Genomic DNA, 14,098 nt, shown 5'->3' on the forward strand with positions numbered 1-14,098 from the left:
GCCGCCCGGCGCCGGCTCACTGCCCGGCGTTCTTCGCCGGCACCTCGAAGCTCAGCGTGGCGGTGTGGCGCACTTCGTCGTACTTCTTGCCGTCGACGGTCACGGCGCCGTTCACGCGGGCCGTCACTTCCAGCACGTAGAGGCCGGGGAACGGCGTGCCCAGCGTCACGGTGCCGTCCTTGGCGGGACGCAGCACGCGGCGCCAGCCTTCGGAGGTGTCGACGTTGACCTGCGTGGCCGGCACGGTGCTGCCCTTCCACACCAGCTTGAAGGTGTTGCCGCCGGGCTCGGTGGGCACCAGCTCGAGGTCGTTGACGGCCTTGGTCTCGGTGCGGCCCCAGCGCGCCTGGTATTGCGTGAGCGTGGCCTTGCCGGCTTCACCGCCGGCACGGCTGGCGACGGCGCGCAGGTCGGCGCCCGCGGCGGCAGGGATGACGACGCGGTCGGCCTCGGTGGTCAGCGGCAGGTCCTTGCCGTCCGCCAGGAAGGCACGCGGCGCGCTCACGCCGGTCACCGGCTGCGGCGTCTTGTCGAGTTCGCCGATGCGCGCCGCGGCATTGGCGCCGTCGCGCGAGAGCCAGAGGTAGTCGGCCTGCGCGGCACCGGTGGCGGCAAGGCAGGCGGCGGCCAGAAGCAGCGGGCGGAAGCGGAAGAAAGAAGAAGACGGCATGTGCGACGGGAAACAGGAGTGGATGAAAAAACAAGGCGGCCCCGCCGGTCAAGGCAAGGCTCCGATGAGCGCCAAGGCCAGCGCGGCGCTGCCCGCCGGGGCGGCAATGGCGGCGAGCCATGCGGCGCCGCGCGGGCGGTAGGGCAGCATCAGCGCCACCGCCAATGCGCCGGCCGAAAGAAAGCCCAGCCACGCGACGGGCCCGACGGTAGCACCCCAGGCCATGACGCAGGGCACGAGCGCGGCAATGAGCAGCAGCCAGCCGCCGATGCGCAGCAGCACGCGACGACGCACCGGCGTTTCGCGCAGGCTCGTCAGCTGCTCATGGTGGCGGTCCATGGCAAAGCCCAGGCCGGCCATTCCTGAATACGCCAGCGCAAGGCCGAGCAGCGAGGCATACGAGGTCGTCATGCGGCGGACTCCGAAGAAGCGGGCAAGGCGGCAGCCGAAGAATTTCTGCGAATGCCGCGCAGATGCCGAAGCGCGCCGAGCGCGGCAAGGCCGAAAGCCATCGCCGTCAACGCCACGCCGGTGCTTTCCCAATCGCCGCGCGTCAGCTGCGCCGGCAGGTGGTCGCCCGTGGTCAGCAAGTCGAGCGCGGGCAGCAGCAGGCACAGCGCCGCCAGCACGCCCAGTTGATCGCGCCACGCCCGCGCGGGCGGGCGAACGAAGGCGTGCGCCAACGCAAGCGCCCACACGGCGAAGAAGGCGCGCAGCTCCCAGTCGGCCCGCTGCGCGATGTCCACCGGGATCAGCCGGTTGGCCCACAGGAAGCCGATGCACGCCAGGGCGAGCCCCGCGATGGCGGCGACATTGAGCGCCTCGACGAGCCGGTAGACCCGCGCGGTCGCGCCGCCGAATTCGCCGAGGTGCTTCTGGCGGCGCTTCACGATGAAGAGGATGGCGCCCGTGCCCATCATCGCGGTGCCCGCGAGCCCGCACAGGAAATACAGCCACTTCATGCCCCAGCCGCCGAAGGTGGCCATGTGCAGCCCGCTCATGGTCGACTGCGCGAGCAGCGCGGCGCCACCGTCCGATGCGCCCGGCAGGCGCACGCGCAGCAGCTCGCCCGTGGCGGCGGAGAACTGCGCCATGCCGGTGTTGGCGTTGATGCGGCGCAGCGCTTCGTCGTCGCCGTTCCAGCCGTAGATGCCGATGCGCGCCCCGGCGTCGCCGGGATGGTCGATCACCACCGCGCGCACGGGCTGGCCGGTGAGCTGCTGGCCGCGCGCGGCGAAGGCTTCGAGGTCGGGCACGGCCATCGCGCGGCCGGCGCGCCGCGGCTTGACGCCGTCGCTCAGCTCCGAGACGAACTGCGCCTGCGCCGTGCTGCCCGTGCCGTAGTGAAGCACCTTGCCGGCCGGCATGAAGGAGGTGCCGGAGATCACGAGGCCGGTGTAGGCGATCATGAATTGGAAGGGCAAGGTCAGCACCGCCACCGCGTTGTGCGCGTCGAGCCAGCTGCGCTGCCCCTTCTTCGGGCGGAAGGTGAAGAAGTCCTTGAAGATGCGCTTGTGCGTGATGACGCCCGACAGCAGCGCCACCAGCATCGCCATCGCGGCAATGCCGACGATCCACAGGCCGACGGTGCCGGCGTGCAGCTCGTAGTGGAAATCGACGAAGTGATGGCCGCCGAGCGTGGCGCGCACCGCATGGGCGCCGGCCCCCGCGGCCGCGGCCAGGGGCCGGCCGGTGGCGGGGTCGAGGCTGGCCGAGACGTAGCGGTTGTCGGCGTCGAGCCAGTAGACCGTGAGGCCGCCGCCGCCCTTCGCGTCGGAAGGCCACAGCTCCCACATCCGTGCCGCGGGGTGGTGCTCGGCCATGTAGGCGACGCCCCAGGCGAGGCGCTGCGCGCGGCCGGCGGTGGCTGCATCCGTGGTCTTGGGCGCGGCCGCTTCAGCAGCTTCAGCGGCTTCTTCGGCCCGGTGCTCCGGCGTCATCCAGTGGGTGATGGGCTCGTCGAAAACCGCGAGCGTGCCGGTGAGGAAGACCGCGAACAGCAGCCACGAAAACCACAGCCCACACCAGGTATGCAACCAGGCCTGCGCCTGCCGGAAGCCGCCCTGCCTTGCCTGCTTGCTCATGCGCCCACCCCGCGCAGCGACCAGCCCAGCCCCGCCAGCACCACGGCCGGCAACAGCAGCCACAACCAGACGCGCATCAACGCGACCGGCGAGAAGGCCCAGATCGCCGCGATGGCATGTACCGCGAAGCTGAACTGCATGCCGCCGACGACGGCTTCGGCGCGGCCCGTCGGCAACACGGCCGCAAGAAAGAACGCCACGGCCGCGGCCAGCGCGTAGCCGCCGAACACGGCGGCCGCGACACGGCTCAGCAGGAGCAGGCCCGGAGTGAGGGAAGAGAGGCGGGATGTCATGGTGGGAAAAGAAACGGGGCGCGAAATCGCGCCCCTCCCACTACATGACAAACGAAAAGCCAAAAAGGGTCAGACGGCCCTTCAGAACTTGTAAGTGAGCGTTGCCACCGCGTTGCGCGGCGTGCCGTAGTAGCCCTGCCCGTCGATGTTGTTGTAGTACTTCTTGTTGAAGAGATTCTCGATGTTCAGCTGCAGCGAGAGCTTGGGGTTGAACGCGTAGCGCGCCATCAGGCTCGCGACCGCCACCGAGTTCTGCTGGAAGCGCATCGCGACGTCGCCGACGCTGTAGCGGTAGTAGGTGCGGTTCTGCCAGTTGACGCCGCCGCCGATCGTGAGCTGGTGCCAGCGGCCCGGCAGCCGGTAGGTGGTGAACACATTCACCAGCGTGGTCGGCATGGCGGTGTTGATCGGGTCGCCGTTGCCTTCGCGGCCCAGGGTGCGCGCGATGCCGGCGCTCAGGTTCCAGCCGCTGGCCAGTTCGCCCGACACCTGCGCTTCGAAGCCCTTGCTGGTCACGCCCTTGGCGCCGTAGTAGGCGTTGTCGACCGAGTTGGGCACGAGCCGCGTGCCGTCGCGCTGCGCTACGTTTTCCTGGCGCGCGCGAAAGACGGCGAACGAGGTATTGAGCTTGCCGTTCAGGTGCTCGCCCTTGATGCCCAGCTCGTAGCTCTTGCCCGTGACCGGATCGAGGTACGCACCGGCGGCGTCGCGGTAGTTCTGCGGCTGGAAGATGTCGGTGTAGCTCGCGTAGAGCGAGTAGCTGGCGTTCAGGTCGTACACCAGCCCGGCATAGGGCGTGAACACGTCGTGGCTGCGCTCGGCCTTGGCGTTGCGCGTGCGCCAGCTGTTCTGCCGCCCGCCCACGATCAGCTTGAGTGGATCGGCCAGCGACAGGCGCACGGCGCCGTAGTAGCCGGTCTGGCGGGTCTTGTCGATCTGCGACACCTTGAGCGCGCCCCAGGTCGGCTCCGGGTACGAGCCGTTCCACAGATAGAAATTGCCGGCGTCGGCCACCTCGTCGGTCTGCGGATGCTTGGCCTGCACGTAGCGCGACTGCGAATTGCTGATGCCCACCACCAGCTCGTGCTTGCGGCCCAGCAGCTCGAAGGGGCCGGTGGCCTGCAGGTCGATGCTGCTCTGGCGGAACGCATGCTCGAAGAAGCCGGGCAGCGCGCCCAGCCCGGTGCCGGTGAGGCGGTCGAGGTCGCCGTAGAGGTAGAGCAGCTTCGCGTCCTGCTCGCTCTTGCGGTACGACAGGTTGGCCTTGACCTTCCAGCCGTTGTCGAAGCGATGCACGAGGTTGGCGAAGACAGTGGTGTTGGTGGCGTCCCAGTGCGTCCACGGCGTGCCCACGGTCTGGCTCCGACGCCAGTCGGTGGCCGTGCCGTCCGCGAACACCAGCGGCAGGCCGCCCCAGGTCGAGCCGGTGGGGCGGTTGGCCTGGTAGTCGATGCCAACGCTCAGCGTGGTGTCGGGTGTCAGGTCGGCATCGACCACGCCGTAGAGCACCTGCTTGCGGCCGTGGTACATGTCGATGAAGGAATCGCGTTGCTCTGCCATGCCGATGAGGCGCGCGCGCACGCGGCCGTCTTCGGTGAGCGGGGTCGACAGGTCGACGGTGGCGCGGCGCTGGTTCCACGAGCCGATGCCCAGCGACGCCGCGCCCGCGAACACCTTGCTGTCCGCATGCTTGCGCACGAGGTTGACCGAGGCCGACGGATTGCCCGCGCCGGTCAGCAAGCCGGTGGCGCCGCGCACGACCTCGATGCGGTCGTACAGCAGCGGGTCGCTGTTGGAGGCGCCGAAGAAGTCGGTCGTGACGGTGGTGGGCACGCCGTCGTACTGGTAGTTGTCGATGTAGAAGCCGCGCGCATAGAGGTCGGTGCGGTCGGTGTCGGAGCTGACCGCGAAGACGCCGGTGACGCTCTTCATCGCCTGGCCGAGCGAGAGCATGTTCTGGTCTTCGATCTGCTGGCGCGTGAGCACGGTGACAGATTGCGGCGTGTCGCGCGGCGCCAGCGCGAGGCCTGTGGCCGCTGCCGTGGCGGGTGTGATGTAGGCGCCGGTGCCCTCGGTGGTGCCGCTGCGGTCGGCTTCGGCGGTGACGGTGACGGGTGCGAGGGTGGTGCCGTCGGCGCTGCCTTCCCTCTCGCCGCTGGTGGAGGGGCGCAGCGCGTAGGCACCGCCCGCGCCGCCGGCCGCCTCGAGCCCCGAGCCCGCGAGCAGGCGCGCGAAGCCCTCGCGCACGGCGTAGCTGCCCTGCAGCCCGGGCGACCTGCGCCCCTGCACCAGGGCGGGGGGCATTGTGATGCTCACGCCCGCCGTGGCGGCAAAGCTGGAGAGTGCATCGTCCAGCGGACCGGCCGCGATGCTGTAGGCCTTGCGCGGGCCCGCCTGCGTGGCCGATGCGTCGGCGGCGGGCACGGTCTGCGCGCCGGCAGTTCCGGCGGCGCAGGCCATCGCCAGCAATGCGCCGCGCACGGCGCGCGTGATGTGTTGTGAGTCGAAGGGAAACGGTCGGCGACGGGCCATGAAATGTTCTCTCGCAAAGAATGTGAAGTTGCTGTTCCTCAGGGCTTCACACGCGAGAAAACGAAAAGGGACACGGCCCGCCAAAAAAACCTGCGGACGCCCCCGCTTCAACCGCCAGGCGCCACCACCGTCACCCAGTAGCGCGTGCGGTAGAGCACGTCCACCGGCAGCGCCTGCGGCAGGCTGTCGAGCACCGGACCGGTGTCGTTCAGCTGGAACACGCCCGACACGCGCAGGTCGGCCACCGCCGGATCGCAGCGCAGCACGCCCGGCCGGTAGCGGCCGAGTTCGGCGAGGAAGTCTTGCAGCCGCATGTTCCTGGCGCGCAGCACGCCGCGCGACCAGTCGTCGGCTTCCGGTCCCACGGGCGTCACGGCGTCGATTGCCGAGTCCGAGAAGCCCGCCTGCTCGCCTGCGCGCAGCACCATGGCAAGGCCGCGCGCATCGTCGGGTCGCAGCTCCACCGCGCCTTCGAGCACCGCGACATGGCTGCGCCGGTCCTCGTGTTGCCGCACCACGAAGCGCGTGCCCAGGGCTTTCAGCCGGCCTTGCGCGGTCTCGACCACGAAGGGCCGGTAGGCGGGGTCGCTGGAAGCCACCGCATCGGGCGCGGTGTCGATCAGGATCTCGCCCGCGCGCAGCCGCACGAGGCGCAGCTTCGCGTCGTAGGCCAAGTCGACGGCGGTCGCGGTGTTGAGCTGGATGCGCGTGCCGTCCGGCAGGCGCAGTTCGCGGCGTTCGCCGGTGGCGGTGCGGTGGTCGGCCAGCCATTCGCGCGCCGGTGAGACGCGCCATGCGAGCCAGCCTGCCGGTGCGGCTGTCAGCAGCAGCGCCAGCGTCTTGACGGCCACGCGGCGATCCGCGCGCACCGTGCGGCCCAGCGTGGGCATCGACAGGCGGCCGGGCAGCATGCCGAACTTGCGGCTCACCTGCTCCGCGCGCTGCCAGGCCGCTTCGTGCGAAGGGTCGGCTTCGCGCCATTGCGTCCAGCGCATGCGGTCGGCAGAGGTGGCCTCGCCCGACTGCATCAGGAAGAACCACTGCGCCGCCTGCATGGCGACGGCTTCGTCGACGACCACCATCGCCTGTGAGGCGCTCATGCCGCGAGCAGGATGCAGCGTGCCATCGCCTCGGCCATGTAGCGCTTGACGGTGCGTTCGCTCACGCCCAGCGTGGCCGCGATTTCCGCATAGCCCAGCCCTTCGAGCTGCGCCATCAGGAAGGCCCGCCGCACCGGCGGCGCCAGCCCGTCGAGCATCGCGTCGATCTCCTGCAGGGTCTCGAGGATGATGGCTTGCTGCTCCGGCGACGGTGCCTGCGGCTCGGGCAGCGCGCTCAGCGCCTCGAAGTAGGCCTGCTCCAGCGAGCGGCGGCGGTACAGGTTGGCGAGCAGCCGCTTGGCCACGACCGTGAGGTAGGCGCGCGGTTCGCGCAGTTGCCAGTCGCCCTGCTTTTCGGGGGTGTCGTCGGGCGCGGCGAGGATGCGAAGAAAAGTGTCCTGCGCAAGGTCCGCCGCGTCGAAGGCGTTGCCGAGCTTCTTGCGCAACCAGCCCTGCAGCCAACCGTGGTGGTCGCAATAGAGTGTCTGGATGTGCGGATGGTGAAGAACGGAATCGGCGGCCATTGGCGGACGGGCACGGCGGCCACGGCCACCTCAGATAAGAATTATTCTCATTTTAGAGGCAGTGTCGCGCGCGCCGGGAAACGAGGCCCCTTCCGCTCCTTTGCCGAAGGGTGGATGGGTATGCTCGACAGAGGAAAAACCGGCCCCGAAAAGAACCCATGACAACCGAAGCTCCGGGCGAGATGCCCCTCATCGAATGGAACGACTTCACCAAGGTGGAGCTGCGCGTCGGCCGCGTGCTCTCGGCCGAACCGCTGCCGAAGGCGCGAAAGCCGGCCTATGTGCTGCAGGTCGACTTCGGCCCGCTGGGCATCAGGAAATCCAGCGCGCAGGTCACCGACCTGTACCAGCCCGAAGGATTGGTCGGAAAGCTCGTGGTGGCGGTCGTCAACTTTCCGAAGAAGCAGATCGGCTCGCTGATGTCGGAATGCCTGGTGACGGGCTTCCACGACGAGAACGGCCATGTGGCGCTGTGCGTGCCCGACCGCGAAGTACCGCTGGGCACCAAGCTGTTCTGATGCTTGCGCGCCCTGGTCGCGCTCAGGCGCCGGCGTAGCGGTAGATCAGGAACGCGCCCGAACACAGCACCGCGACCGCCACCACGCGAAGGAACTGCTCGCGCGACAGCCGCAGCGTGATGCGCCGCCCGAGGGCCGTGCCCACCAGCATCGCCGGAAACAGCAGCACCGCCAGCCACAGAATGGCCGTCTGCGCGTACACGCCGGCCAGCAGGAACAGCACCGCGCGCGTGAGCGTGCTGAGGCCGATCAAGGTCGACTGCGTCACGCGGATGCGCTCCTTCTGTTCGATGCGGCCCGCCAGGTAGATCGCGTAGATGAAGCCGCCGCTGCCGAACATCGCGGAGAAGATGCCGCCCACGAAGCCGAAAGGTACGGACGCGCGCGGCGAAAGCTGCGAGACCGGCTTGAGGCCGCTGAGCGAATACAGCGCATAGGCCACCGCGAAGATGCCCAGCGCCAGCAGCAGCACCTGCGGGCGCCCGAGCAACAACAGCGCCGCGCCGACGAGGCTGCCCAGCGCCATCACCGGCACCAGCCGCCGCAGTTCGCCGGTGTCGGCGGAGCGCGCGTCGCGGCTCACGTTGACGATGGCCGCGAAAAAATCGAGCAGCGCCAGCAGCGGCACCACGCTGGCCACCGGAATGAAGTTGGCCAGCACCGGCCCCGCGACCAGCGCGGTGCCGAAGCCGGCGATGCCGAAGATGACGTAGGCGACGACGACGCCCGTGCAGACGATCGCGAACTGAAGCGGAGTGATGGGCAAGGCACCGAAGAGGGAATCCATGCCCGCGAATCTAGGGGCTTCGGCCGCCGCGCGCCAATACCGAATGGGGCGGGCGTCCATCTCGAAATCAGCTGAATGCTTCCGGCGCCGCGCCCATTGCCATGCGCAGCGATTCGACCAGGTCGCGCGCGAGCTGCGTGCCTTCGTCGGCGCGCCACAGCACCAGCACGGTGGTGACGCAGTCTTCGCCATCCAGCGCCAGGAGCCGCACGCCCTCGGGCGCCATGCGGCCCATCGACACCGGCAGGATCGCGATGCCGAAGCCTGCCTGCACCAGTGCGAGCTGCGACCATTTGCGCGAACGCACCTGCGCGCCGGCCGGATGAAAGCCATGCGCGCGGCACAGCTCGGCCACGCGCTGGCTCAGGCCGCCGCGCTCCATGTGCGGCGTGGCGACGAAGGGCTCGTCGCGCAGTAGCGCGATGCTCACGCTTTCGCGGGCAGCCAGTGCATGCGCGGCCGGCACGGCCACCACCAGCGGTTCGGAGAAAAGCGGTGCCTGCCGCACGCCAGGGTAGCGGCGCAGCACCGGTTCGCGCGCCAGCCCGACGTCGGCAATGCCTTGCTCGATATCGAGCGCCTGGTGCTCCGACGAACGCTGCGACACCTCGATCGACACGCCCGGATAACGCCTTGTGTGTTCCTTCAGGCCGCCGAGCAGCGCATGCGTGAGCGGCACGGAGCTGGAGTGAAGCAACTGCACCGTGCCCTCGATGCCGCGCTGCGCATGGCGTGCCGCAACCGTGGCGCTGTCGATGGCCGCGAGGATGCGGCGCGCGTCGCCGTAGAGCGAGCGGCCGGCCGGCGTCATCTCCAGGTGCCGGGTGTCGCGCGCCAGCAGCGGCACCTGCAGGTGGCGCTCCATTTCCTTCACCTGCCGACTCAGCGCCGACTGCGCGATGAACAGGCGCTCTGCCGCCAGGCTGAAGCTGCCCGCGTCCACGATGTCGACGAAGTAGCGAAGCTGCTTGTGGGTGAGCATGCGCGGCCCCTGCGTCAATCGCGCGGCTTGCGCAGCAGCGCCTCTCCAGGCTCCGGCCCCAGTTCGGGTGCGTTGCCGGTCATCATCTGGCTCAGCAGGCCCGACAGCACCTCGCGCTGCGAGGCATCGAACATGCGCAGCAGATGCAGTTCCGCCGCCGCGTGCCGGGGCATGGCCTCGTCGGCCAGCCGGATGCCCTTGGCCGTGAGCTTGACCAGCACGCCGCGCCCGTCGTTGGGGTCGATGGAGCGCTTGATCCAGCCCTCCTTCTCGAGCCGCTTGAGCAGGTTCGACAGCCCGCCCGACGTGAAGAGCAGCGTGCTCTGCAGCCGCGACGGCGAGAGGCGGTAGGGCGCCCCCGCCACGCGCAGAGTGGCGAGCACGGCGTACTCCTGATACTTCATGCCGAAGGGCTCCAGCACCTGGTTCAGGGTGCGCAGCACGACTTCCTCGAGCCGCAGCAGGCGCCCGACCACCGACTTGCCACTGCTGTCGATGTCGGGCCGCTCGCGCAGCCACTGGCGGATGCCGCGCTCGACCAGGTCTCCGCCTTCGGCCGGGGCCTCGTCGAGTACCTCGCGCTCCTTGGCATCGCCTTGGGGCGGACGTCGGTTCGATGCTTCTTTTTTGTGCGGCATGACGTGCTCTCCATCAAAGGTGGGGCCATTGCGCCGCCATTCTGGTGCAGCGCAGCGGCGCGGGTTCGTCCCTATCTTAAATGCCTTGCATTTATCTTTTACGAAAGATAAAGTGAATTCCAACGCAGCCTTCAGGCCTGTGCCCCTACAGGAGTTCACGATGAAACCCACGTTCTCGCGCTGTCTCTTCTCCGGTCTCGCGGCCGCATTGCTGGCCGGTGCCGCGTCGGCCGCGCAGGCCGAAGAGCTGGTGGTCGGCATCTTCGGCGGCTCCTTCGCCGAAGACTCCAAGACCTGCCACATCGCTTCCTTCGAAAAGAAGACCGGCGCCAAGGTCGCGCTCAAGCTCGGCAGCTCGTCGCAGTTCGCGGCCTCGATCCGCGCCACCGGCGGCAAGTCGGACTTCGACGTGGTCTACATCGACAACTCGCTCGCCTCGCAGCTCAAGAACGAGAAGCTGCTGGAGACCATCGACAAGAGCAAGCTTGCCAACGCCGCCGAGGTGTCGCCGCGCGCGCTCGACAAGGACGGCCAGTACGTGGTGTTCATGACCGGCGCCACCGTCATCGTGTACGACACCAAGCAGATCAAGACGCCGCCCACTTCGTGGGCCGACCTCGCCAAGCCCGAATACGACGGCCGCCTCGCCATCGGCGACATCAGCGGCACCTCGGGCTCGCAGTTCCTCATGGCGCTGAACCGCATGAAGGGCGGCACGCTCGCGAACATGGATGCGGGCTTCGCCGCCATCAAGCCGATCGCGAAGTCTTCCGTCACGCTCTACACACAGGCCGACCAGATCGTCTCGCTGTTCGAGCGCCAGGAGATCGCGGCCGCCGTGTGGTACCCCGACCGCGCCGGCTCCGCCATCGACAAGGGCCTGCCGCTGGCCATCGTCTACCCCAAGGAAGGCGCGGTGGGCATCCTGCCCGCGCTGGTGATTCCGAAGGGCGCCAAGTCGCCGGCGCTCGCGCTCAAGTACATCGACGAAGTGCTGTCGAAGGAGGGCCAGACCTGCTTCGCCGAGCGCAAGTACGCGGGCCCCGTGAACACGCAGGTCAAGCTCAGCGACAAGGCCGCGAAGATCGTTCCTTATCAGCAGACGTTCGACAACCTCTGGCTGCCCGACCCCGAGGCCGTGGCCAAGTCGCTGCCCGAGTGGACCAAGCGCTGGCAGCGCGAAGTCGCACGCTGAGCGCCCTTCTTCAACCCTCACCACCCGACAGACATGCCGGCACTCACGCTCGACCGTCTCGAGAAACGCTACCCGGGCCACGTGGCCGCGTCGTCGGTCTCGCTGTCCGTCCATGACGGCGAATTCATCTCGCTGCTCGGTCCCTCCGGCTGCGGCAAGACCACCGTGCTGCGCATGGTGGCGGGGCTGATCGAGCCGACCGGCGGGCGCATCCTCGTCGACGGCCGCGACATCACCGCGCTGCCCACCAACCGGCGCAACATCGGCCTGGTGTTCCAGTCGTACGCGCTGTTCCCGCACATGAGCGTGTTCGAGAACGTCGCCTTCGGCCTGCGCCGCCAGGGCATGCAGGGCAGCGAGCTGAAGCAGCGTGTCGACCAGGCGCTGGCCAGCGTGCGCCTGTCGGCCCTCGGCGACCGCATGCCGAAGCAGCTCTCCGGCGGCCAGCAGCAGCGCGTGGCGGTGGCGCGATCGATCGCGCCGCGCCCCAGCATTCTTCTCTTCGACGAACCGCTCTCCAACCTCGACGCCTCGCTGCGCGACGAGATGCAGATCGAGCTCAAGCGGCTGCAGCGCGAGGTCGGCATCACCACGCTGTTCGTCACGCACGACCAGGGCGAGGCCATGTCCATGTCCGACCGCGTGTGCGTGCTCGCGCACGGCGTGGTGCAGCAGTTCGACACGCCCGAGGCCATCTACCACCGCCCCGCCACCGGCTTCGTCGCCAGCTTCATCGGCCGCCCCAACCGGCTCACCGGCCGCGTGGTGCGCGCCAATGGCGCTTCCGCCGCGGTGCAGCTGGACGACGGCCCGATGCTGCCCGCGTCCGCCGCCGAAGGCATGGTGCAGGGCGCGGCGGTCGACGTGGTGATCCGGCAGGAAGACATCCGCTTCGCCGATGCACCCTCGCCCGGCGCGGCCACGCTCGCGGGCCGCGTCGCCATGCGCTCTTTCGTGGGCGCGCGCGTGCAGTACCTGCTCGCGTTCGGCGGCACCGAGCTGATCGCCGAGGCCGTCACCAACGGCCCGCACGCCGGCCTCGAGGTCGACGCGCCGGTGCGCGTGGCCATCGCGCCGCAGCATGTGTACGTCACCGCCCGGGCCGCGCAGGCCGCGTCGGCATGAACCCGCGCAAGCTCACGGGCGCGCTGCTGGCGTCGCCGCTGCTGCTGCTCCTGCTGCTGGCCTTCGTCGCGCCGGTGCTGCTGATGGTGCCGCTGAGCCTGCATCCCTACGAGCCCGGCACCGGCATCTCCGCCGGCTGGACGCTCGCCAACTACACCAGCATCGTCACCGACGAGTACTACCGCGAAGTGGTGGTGCGCACGCTGGTGCTGGGCTTCGGCGTCACCGCCATCTGCCTGCTGCTGGGCTACCCGCTGGCCTACTACATCGCCAACGCGGGGCCCAGGATGCGCCTGGCGCTCACCATGCTGGTCATCTTCCCGATGCTGCTGAACCTGGTGGTGCGCTCCTTCGGCTGGATCGCGCTGCTCGCCAACCGGGGCCTGGTGAACAACCTGCTGATCGACATCGGCCTGATCGAGCGGCCGATCAAGATGATGTTCAACCTGTTCGGCCTGCTGGTGGGCATGTCGCACATCTTCCTGCCGTTCATGGTGCTGATGCTCGTGCCGGCCATCCAGGCGATCTCGAAGGACGTGCAGGCCGCCGCGTACACGCTGGCCGCGAGCCGGCTGCGGGTGTTCTGGTCGATCACGCTGCCCATGAGCGCGCCGGGCATCCTGTCGGGCTCGATCCTCGTCTTCGTGCTGACCATCAGCGCGCTGGTCACGCCGCGCATGCTGGGCGGCCCCACCTACAAGGTGATGGCCACGCTGATCTACGACGACTTCCTGCAGACGCTCGACTGGCCCGCCGGCGCGGCCATGTCGTTCGCGCTCACCGCGCTCACGCTGGCGGTCATCGGCCTGTCGAGCCGCGTGCTCAAGCGCTGGGGAGGCAACGCATGAACGCCGACGGAAAGAAGACGCCCGTGCTCGCGGCCACGGCCATCGCGGTGGTGGTGTTCCTGCAGATTCCGGTGCTGGTGGTGGTGCTCGCGGCATTCAGCAAGACGGCCTACCTCACCATACCGCCCAAGGGCCTGACCTTTCACTGGTTCGAGGTGGTGCTGCGCGACCCCGAGTACCTGGGCGCCGCATGGACCAGCCTGTGGCTGGCCGCCGCATCCACCGCCGCGGCGCTGGTGCTGGGCCTGATCGCGGCCTACGCCATTCACCGCCGCATGGTGCCGGGCGCCGCGGCGCTCACCTCGCTCTTCATGGCGCCGCTGATCCTGCCTTCGGTGGTGCTGGGCGTCGCGCTGCTGCAGTACTACACGATGACCGGCCTGCGCGGCAACTCGCTGGGCCTGTGGCTCGCTCACGTGGTCATCACCGTGCCCTACGTAGTGCGGGCCAGCCTGGGCAGCCTCTCGTCGGTCGACGAATCGCTGGAAGACGCGGCGCGGGTGCTCGGCGCGGACGGTTTCACCAGCTTTCGCCTCGTCACGCTGCCGCTGGTGAAGCCGGGCCTGGTGGCCGGCGGCCTCTTCGCCTTCATCACCTCGCTGGACAACGTGCCGGTGTCGGTGTTCCTTCTCTCCGCAAGCCAGACGACGCTGCCCGTGAAGATCTTCACCTCGGTCGAGCAAGGCGTGGACCCCAGCGTGGCCGCGGTCTCCACCCTGCTCATCGTGACCACCGGCATCGTGCTGCTGCTGGCGGAGCGCTGGACCGGCTTTCACAAGCACGTTTGACAACAACACCCCCC

General features: G+C 69.0%; 15 protein-coding genes. 5 read left to right on the forward strand and 10 right to left on the reverse strand.

The window, feature by feature from the left end:
- Window positions 1-16 precede the first annotated feature (16 nt).
- The 7 genes from L3V85_RS27635 to L3V85_RS27665 form a co-directional block, all read right to left on the reverse strand.
- Entirely contained in the window at window positions 17-670 is a 654-nt protein-coding gene (locus tag L3V85_RS27635; RefSeq protein WP_237675848.1) for a hypothetical protein, read from the reverse strand.
- 48 nt (window positions 671-718) lie between these two features.
- Window positions 719-1,081, reverse strand: coding sequence for a DUF3325 domain-containing protein (locus L3V85_RS27640; protein WP_237675849.1), 363 nt, complete (start codon window positions 1,079-1,081; stop codon window positions 719-721).
- Window positions 1,078-2,754 carry a PepSY-associated TM helix domain-containing protein gene (locus tag L3V85_RS27645; RefSeq protein WP_237675850.1) on the reverse strand — a complete coding sequence of 559 codons (1,677 nt, stop codon included), beginning with the start codon at window positions 2,752-2,754 and terminating at the stop codon, window positions 1,078-1,080. The genes L3V85_RS27640 and L3V85_RS27645 overlap by 4 nt, the downstream gene beginning before the upstream one ends.
- On the reverse strand, window positions 2,751-3,047 hold the full coding sequence (locus L3V85_RS27650) for a hypothetical protein (protein ID WP_237675851.1): 297 nt from the start codon (window positions 3,045-3,047) through the stop codon (window positions 2,751-2,753). The genes L3V85_RS27645 and L3V85_RS27650 overlap by 4 nt, the downstream gene beginning before the upstream one ends.
- Window positions 3,048-3,128: 81 nt before the next feature.
- Window positions 3,129-5,579, reverse strand: coding sequence for a ferric-rhodotorulic acid/ferric-coprogen receptor FhuE (gene fhuE / locus L3V85_RS27655; RefSeq protein WP_237675852.1), 2,451 nt, complete (start codon window positions 5,577-5,579; stop codon window positions 3,129-3,131).
- Window positions 5,580-5,686: 107 nt separating this feature from the next.
- Complete coding sequence (locus L3V85_RS27660) at window positions 5,687-6,679, reverse strand: FecR domain-containing protein (protein WP_237675853.1); 993 nt, start codon at window positions 6,677-6,679, stop codon at window positions 5,687-5,689.
- Window positions 6,676-7,203, reverse strand: coding sequence for a sigma-70 family RNA polymerase sigma factor (locus tag L3V85_RS27665; RefSeq protein WP_237675854.1), 528 nt, complete (start codon window positions 7,201-7,203; stop codon window positions 6,676-6,678). Before L3V85_RS27665 ends, L3V85_RS27660 begins: the two co-directional genes overlap by 4 nt.
- A gap of 182 nt (window positions 7,204-7,385) precedes the next feature.
- Between L3V85_RS27665 and L3V85_RS27670 the strand changes: the two genes are divergently transcribed.
- Window positions 7,386-7,721, forward strand: a complete 336-nt coding sequence (locus L3V85_RS27670) for a tRNA-binding protein (RefSeq protein WP_237680665.1) — start codon at window positions 7,386-7,388, stop codon at window positions 7,719-7,721.
- A gap of 22 nt (window positions 7,722-7,743) precedes the next feature.
- Here the strand turns inward: L3V85_RS27670 and L3V85_RS27675 are convergent, their stop codons facing one another.
- The 3 genes from L3V85_RS27675 to L3V85_RS27685 all read right to left on the reverse strand — a co-directional run bounded on the left by L3V85_RS27675 (window position 7,744) and on the right by L3V85_RS27685 (window position 10,128).
- Complete coding sequence (locus L3V85_RS27675) at window positions 7,744-8,508, reverse strand: sulfite exporter TauE/SafE family protein (RefSeq protein ID WP_237675855.1); 765 nt, start codon at window positions 8,506-8,508, stop codon at window positions 7,744-7,746.
- A 67-nt stretch (window positions 8,509-8,575) separates the two neighbouring features.
- Window positions 8,576-9,490, reverse strand: a complete 915-nt coding sequence (locus tag L3V85_RS27680; RefSeq protein WP_237675856.1) for a LysR family transcriptional regulator — start codon at window positions 9,488-9,490, stop codon at window positions 8,576-8,578.
- A 14-nt stretch (window positions 9,491-9,504) separates the two neighbouring features.
- A complete protein-coding gene (locus L3V85_RS27685) occupies window positions 9,505-10,128 on the reverse strand; it encodes a MarR family winged helix-turn-helix transcriptional regulator (protein ID WP_237675857.1) in 624 nt (207 codons plus the stop codon).
- A 160-nt stretch (window positions 10,129-10,288) separates the two neighbouring features.
- Here L3V85_RS27685 and L3V85_RS27690 point away from each other — a divergent pair, with 160 nt between their 5' ends.
- Genes L3V85_RS27690 through L3V85_RS27705 form a run of 4 tightly spaced genes read left to right on the forward strand, consistent with a single transcriptional unit; the run spans window position 10,289 to window position 14,084 of the window.
- Complete coding sequence (locus L3V85_RS27690; protein WP_237675858.1) at window positions 10,289-11,323, forward strand: ABC transporter substrate-binding protein; 1,035 nt, start codon at window positions 10,289-10,291, stop codon at window positions 11,321-11,323.
- Between the two features lie 33 nt (window positions 11,324-11,356).
- Window positions 11,357-12,448 (forward strand): ABC transporter ATP-binding protein, encoded by a 1,092-nt coding sequence (locus L3V85_RS27695; RefSeq protein ID WP_237675859.1) that lies wholly within the window; start codon window positions 11,357-11,359, stop codon window positions 12,446-12,448.
- Window positions 12,445-13,296, forward strand: a complete 852-nt coding sequence (locus tag L3V85_RS27700) for an ABC transporter permease (protein WP_237675860.1) — start codon at window positions 12,445-12,447, stop codon at window positions 13,294-13,296. The genes L3V85_RS27695 and L3V85_RS27700 overlap by 4 nt, the downstream gene beginning before the upstream one ends.
- Entirely contained in the window at window positions 13,293-14,084 is a 792-nt protein-coding gene (locus tag L3V85_RS27705; protein ID WP_237675861.1) for an ABC transporter permease, read from the forward strand. The genes L3V85_RS27700 and L3V85_RS27705 overlap by 4 nt, the downstream gene beginning before the upstream one ends.
- The last annotated feature ends 14 nt before the right edge of the window (window positions 14,085-14,098 follow it).

The organism is Variovorax paradoxus (assembly GCF_022009635.1).
In the GTDB taxonomy this organism is placed as follows: domain Bacteria; phylum Pseudomonadota; class Gammaproteobacteria; order Burkholderiales; family Burkholderiaceae_C; genus Variovorax.